This window comes from Atribacter sp. (assembly GCF_035418125.1).
GTDB classification, from domain to species: Bacteria; Atribacterota; Atribacteria; order Atribacterales; family Atribacteraceae; genus Atribacter; species Atribacter allofermentans.
The window spans coordinates 1-6029 of the sequence record NZ_DAOLQM010000130.1; the positions used below are offsets into that span (position 1 = coordinate 1).

Here is a 6029-nt window from a genome sequence, read left to right on the forward strand (position 1 = left end):
TAAAAATAGAGGGCACAATCAACTCGCACCCCCTATTTTTTTACAGGTTATTGCCCGAGGCTTAACTTATGAAGCCCCATTATTTATCTAGATAGTTCTGTGCTACGATCTCACCATGGTTGAAAAGACATTTCCGGTTATATAATGCCCTTCCAAAGGAATGAAGTAACTGATTCCTGTCTTTATTGGTTGGTTTTTTTCCGAGCAATGGCATCTATTTTTGTCGGCAACCCCCAGAGCTTAATAAACCCTTCTGCCGATGCATGATCAAAACGATCACCTTTATCATAAGTTGCCAAAGCAAAATCGTATAAGGAGTTTTCGGATTTTCTCCCAGTTATCTGCATACTACCTTTATAGAGCTTTATCCGAATTGATCCACTCACTCTTTCAGCAATTTTTTGCATAAAAGCATCTAAAGCTTCTCGAAGCGGAGAAAACCAAAGACCTTCGTAAACCATTAAAGAATATTTTTCTTCTAAAAACGATTTGAAATGAGTTACTTCCCGGGGCATAACTAAGTTTTCTAAATCTTTATATGCCTCGAGGAGAAGAAGCGCAGCTGGACATTCATAAATTTCACGGGATTTTATTCCCACCAAGCGGTTTTCGATATGATCTATTCTTCCAAAACCATGATCGCCACCAATAGTATTTAATTCTTCGACCATATTGACCAGTGAATAGAACTGACCTTTTAATAACTTGGGTACTCCGTTTTCAAAACCAATTTCAATGGTTGCTGCTTCATCAGGTGCTTTTTCTGGTGAACGAGTCCATTGGTATATATCTTCAGGGGGCTCAGTCCAAGGGTCTTCTAAAACACCACATTCAATACTTCGACCCCAGATATTAACATCAATACTATAAGGACTATCGACCGTTACTGGAATTGGTATCCCATTGGCAAGAGCCCATTCAATTTCTTCCTCACGAGTCCAACCCCATATCCGAGCTGGAGCGATAATCTGTAAGTCAGGATTTAAAGCTGCTACCGATACTTCGATTCTAACCTGGTCATTTCCCTTTCCCGTGCAACCATGGGCAATATAAGTTGCTCCTTTTTCTTCGGCTACTTGAACCAGGTATTTTGCAATCAACGGCCTCGATAATGCTGTTGCTAAGGGATAGCGTTTTTCATAAATAGCACCTGCCCATAGAGCTGGTAAAACATAATTACTGAGAAATTCTTCCCGGACATCAAAAACAAAAGCTTCCTTAGCTCCAATGCTCAGAGCCTTTTTTTGAACTCCCTCCAGGTCTTTTCCCTGACCCAAGTCTAAGGTTACCGCAAAAACATCGGCATCATATTTTTCCTGAAGCCAGCGTATAGCAACTGAGGTGTCAAGACCACCTGAATAGGCAAGAACTATCTTTTTTCGTTTACTCATATTATTCCTCCTCAATCGAACTCGCCATCTTTCCATCCATATCTAACCAGGTGGAATACATGGCGAATAGTCTTTTTTCCCTATTTCATTCCAGGTACTGTATTGGTAAATTGAATATCCAATAAAACCTCAACTAAGCTTTTTACCATTTGATCAATTTCTTTTTTACCAACAATAAGAGGTGGAAGAAGCCTGACTACATCATCGTTTGCTGCATTGACTATAACCCCTTTTTCCAACATCTTTTCGACGATTAATTTGGCTTTTCCGGTAACTTGTAAACCCCACATTAAACCAATGCCACGAACTTCTTGGATCAAATCACTAAACTTTTGTTGGGTTTGATAAAGTTGTTGTTGTAAATACTCCCCGGTTTCAATAACATTTTTCAGAAAATCGGTTTGAGCAATCGTATTGACCACAATCTGGGCAGCCCGAGAACAAATAGGATTTCCTCCAAAGGTACTTCCTTGGTCTCCCTTTCGAGTTATATTCACTATTTTTTCGTTTACCAAAACTGCTCCAATCGGGAGCCCCCCACCTAAACCTTTGGCTAAAGTAACAATATCAGGTTTTACTCCATAGGTTTCAAAAGCAAAAAATCTACCGGTTCGACCCATTCCACATTGTACTTCATCAAATATCAGAATAATATCTCGCTCATTACATATGTCACGAATTTGATGAAGAAAAGAAGGTTTGCTACAAAAGATTCCCCCTTCACCTTGGATCGGCTCTACAATGATTCCACAGGTTTCATCATCAATGACTTTCATAACACTTTCTATCTGATTGAATTCCGCATAACTCATACCACTTACCAGGGGTTCTAAGTCATGATGAAACTTTTCCTGCGCAGTTGCTGTTAAGGTTAAAAAAGTTCGTCCATGGAAAGATTGAGAAAAGGTTATAAATTTATAACGGTTTCCATGTTTTCTTCTTCCATAGAAACGAGCCATTTTTAACGCTATTTCATTCGCTTCAGCTCCACTATTATTAAAAAATACTCGATCAAATCCAGAAATATCAATCAAGTCCTTAGCTAATTGAGTTTGAGGAAGAGTGTAATAGAGATTGGAAGCATGAATAAGCTCCTGAGCTTGCTCAAAGATAGCTTGAATTAAGGGTTGATACCCATATCCTAAAAGATTCACAGCAATTCCTGCAACAAAATCCAAATATGATTTCCCTTCTGGATCATATACCATACATCCCTTGCCGGTTTTTATTACGATTGGTAGTCGAGCATAGGTTGCCAACATGTTTTCGTTTTCCATTTGAATAACTTGCTCGCTATTCATATTTCACCCTTTTTTAAAATTATTTTCTATCTGCTTTGATAAACCGAGTAATGGGTTTATTCCTTTTTTTAACCATGGAACCATCCTTTTTTCAATTCCATAATTCTATAAATTGCTACTTATCACTGCTCAATTCACATTGATTATCATCTTTTATCTTGTAATCCGAGTTCCTGGGACGAACTTTCCTCCCAATAACTGATCTAGGAATTCCAAAGAAGCACCTCCAGCAATGAAAATTTCTTCAACTCCTCCCTGAAGAATGGTTTGAATCATTTTAAGCTTAGGAATCATCCCTCCGGAAACAATGCCTTTTTGAACAAGTAAAGGAATTTCACTCGCTGAGAGATTCTGAATCAAACTATCGGGGTTCGATGGATCACGAAGAACTCCTGGAACATCGGTAAAAAGAAGGAGTTTTTCAGCTCGAAGGGCAATAGCTAGTTGAGCTGCTGCCCAATCAGCATTCACATTCAAACTTTTTCCATTGCTATCGCTGGATATTGGAGAAACGACGGGTAAAATCCTCTTTCCCCATAAAGTTTCTACCAGTTGTGGGTTGACCTGAATGATGTCTCCAACCCAACCGATATCAATGAATTGACCTTCATGTTCAATGGAGTGTTTTTTTGCGATGAAAAGACCAGCATCCCTTCCACTGATTCCACAGGCAGTAATTCCATATTGGGTTAGCATGCCAACCAAGGTTTTATTCAATAATCCACTCAATACCATCTCGGTAAGATCCATAGCTTCCTGATCGGTAACTCTCAATCCTTGAATAAAGTTTGGTTTTTTCCCCAATTTTTCCATTAAATTGCTAATTTGAGGTCCGCCACCATGAACTAACGCCAAGGCAGCCCCTTTTTGCCACAAATCCACCACTGGTTTGAGAAAAGCATTTTTATCGGGGTCAATATTTTTTCCACTAAACTTTATGATAACTTTCATATGAATCTCCCCATCTGTTCATATCCAATCAACTATAATGACTGTTAATCTTTACATAATCATAAGAAAAATCGCAAGTCCAGACATTAAAACTAGCATCTCCCAAACCTAAATCGATCAGTATCTCCAATTCTTTGCTCTGAACAACCGACCGTAATTCATTTCGAGTCATTTTTTGAGTACCCATGCCTTCTTCAACAAAAGGAACACCATTAATTGTTATATTAATCCTTTCGGGTTGAATTAAAATGCCGCTCCTACCAACTGCTGCCATAATCCGTCCCCAATTGGGATCTTCACCAAAGAAAGCGGTTTTAACCAGAGGTGACTCAGCTACTGTGAACGCCACCGTTCGAGCTTCCGATTCATTTTTTGCCTTTTGGACAATGACATTGATGAATTTAGTCGCCCCCTCTCCATCTCGAGCAATATCTTTAGCCAAATCCCGACAAACTCGATTAAGAGCTTCTTGAAAAATTAAGAAATCAGGATGTTTTTCGTTAATCACGCCTTTTCCTCTTTTCCCGTTAGCCAACAACAAAACCATGTCATTGGTACTGGTGTCACTATCAACTGTAACCCGGTTAAAGCTCAAATCTACTGCATTCTTTAAGGCTTTTTGGAGACTCCTTGGATCAATTTCCGCATCAGTTAAGATAAAACCGAGCATGGTTGCCATATTTGGCTTAATCATTCCCGATCCCTTTGCAATTCCTGCTAAATGGACTTCTTGACCATCAAGAAAAAAAGTAACGGCTTTTTCTTTTAGAAAAGTATCAGTCGTCATAATTGCCCGAGCAGTATCATATCCCGATGGATTATCAGGATAAAATTCTCGGGTTTGTTTGATACCAATTTCGATTTTATTTAAAGGGAGAAAGTCACCAATCACCCCGGTGGAAGCGACTGCAACCAATGAAGGATCTTCAATATTAAATTCTCGGGCTGCCATTTGAGACATCAATATCGCATCCTCCATACCTTTTGTTCCGGTACAGGCATTGGCAACCCCACTATTCACCACTACCAATTGAATATGATGGTTTTTCTCCAAGTTCATTCGGGTTAGCTCAACTGGAGCAGCACACACCCGATTGGTTGTAAAAACCGCAGCAGCGGCTGCTGGAATTTCAGAAAAAATTATTGCTAAATCATTATTCGATTTCTTTATTCCACAATGCACTCCTCGGGTAAAAAACCCCTCTACAATATCCAAACCACCTGATTTTTGAATTATTTCCTTTTCCACTACTGATACCCCCTATGGATAGAGCACTGAACTCGGTAATCCAACTCGCTCATCGATCCCAAATAAGACATTCATATTTTGAACCGCTTGGCCAGACGCTCCCTTGGTTAGGTTATCAATGGCCGACACAATGACAAAATGATTTTTGCCAACTTGCTTTAAACCGATATCACAGAAATTTGAACCTAATACCCACTTTATTTCTGGAAATTGACCAAGGGGATATACCCTCACCCATGGCTCATTTTGATAAAAATTATCTATAACATTCCACATCTCTTTTTCTGAAATTGATGGATCTCCCTGAACATAGATGGTACTCAATATCCCCCTCTTAATAGGAAGGAGATGAGGAGTAAATATAATCTCAACCGAATCACCGTAAGCTTTGGAGAGCTGTTCTTGTATTTCCGGTTGATGGCGGTGTTCGCCAATCTTATAGGCTTTAAAATTTTCATCAACTTCACAAAAATGGGTCACTTCGGTTGGCCTTTTCCCTGCACCAGTCACTCCCGACTTACTATCAGCTATAATCTCAGGGTGAATAATTTGATTTTTTAATAAAGGATAAAGGGGAATAATGATTGAAGTTGGATAACATCCTGGATTGGCAATGACCTGAGCAGCTTTTATTTTTTGGCGGTATAGTTCCGGTATCCCATAAACAGCTTCCTGAACAACCGTAGGAAGCTTATGGTGTAAACCATAACACTTTTCATATACCTCAAGATTTTGAATACGAAAATCCGCTCCCAGATCGATGACCTTGGCATGGGGAAGAATAGCTGGAATGTAATCCATCGAAACACCATGGGGTAATCCTAAGAATACCACATCAACTTCTCGAGCCATTTTATCCATGTCCGGTTTTTCAAGAACCATACAGGTTCGACCCTGCCATGCCGGACAATAATTCTTAAGCTCTATCCCCGAGTAGCTATCACTGGTTGCCCAAATGATTTCAACTTCGGGATGATTTGAGCAAATACGCAGCAACTCAAGACCAGTATAACCAGTTGCACCTGCTATTCCCACCCGAATCATCTTGCTTATCTCCTTTTTTAGATTAATCGTCATTCTCCTCAGTGGTTTATTCTATTCTGAAAATCCCGAAATAAGTGAAAAGTGATGAAAAAA

At 39.4% G+C, this 6029-nt stretch carries 5 protein-coding genes; all 5 read right to left on the reverse strand.

Annotated features, from left to right (window positions below):
- Positions 1 to 182: 182 nt before the first annotated feature.
- Positions 183 to 1391, reverse strand: a complete 1209-nt coding sequence (locus PLK24_RS07325) for an argininosuccinate synthase (protein ID WP_324477743.1) — start codon at positions 1389 to 1391, stop codon at positions 183 to 185.
- 80 nt (positions 1392 to 1471) lie between these two features.
- A complete protein-coding gene (locus PLK24_RS07330) occupies positions 1472 to 2692 on the reverse strand; it encodes an aspartate aminotransferase family protein (protein ID WP_324477745.1) in 1221 nt (406 codons plus the stop codon).
- A 153-nt stretch (positions 2693 to 2845) separates the two neighbouring features.
- A complete protein-coding gene (gene argB, locus PLK24_RS07335) occupies positions 2846 to 3643 on the reverse strand; it encodes an acetylglutamate kinase (protein ID WP_324477747.1) in 798 nt (265 codons plus the stop codon).
- A gap of 28 nt (positions 3644 to 3671) precedes the next feature.
- Positions 3672 to 4892 (reverse strand): bifunctional glutamate N-acetyltransferase/amino-acid acetyltransferase ArgJ, encoded by a 1221-nt coding sequence (argJ, locus tag PLK24_RS07340; protein WP_324477749.1) that lies wholly within the window; start codon positions 4890 to 4892, stop codon positions 3672 to 3674.
- 12 nt (positions 4893 to 4904) lie between these two features.
- Positions 4905 to 5936 carry an N-acetyl-gamma-glutamyl-phosphate reductase gene (argC, locus tag PLK24_RS07345; RefSeq protein WP_324477751.1) on the reverse strand — a complete coding sequence of 344 codons (1032 nt, stop codon included), beginning with the start codon at positions 5934 to 5936 and terminating at the stop codon, positions 4905 to 4907.
- Positions 5937 to 6029 lie beyond the last annotated feature (93 nt).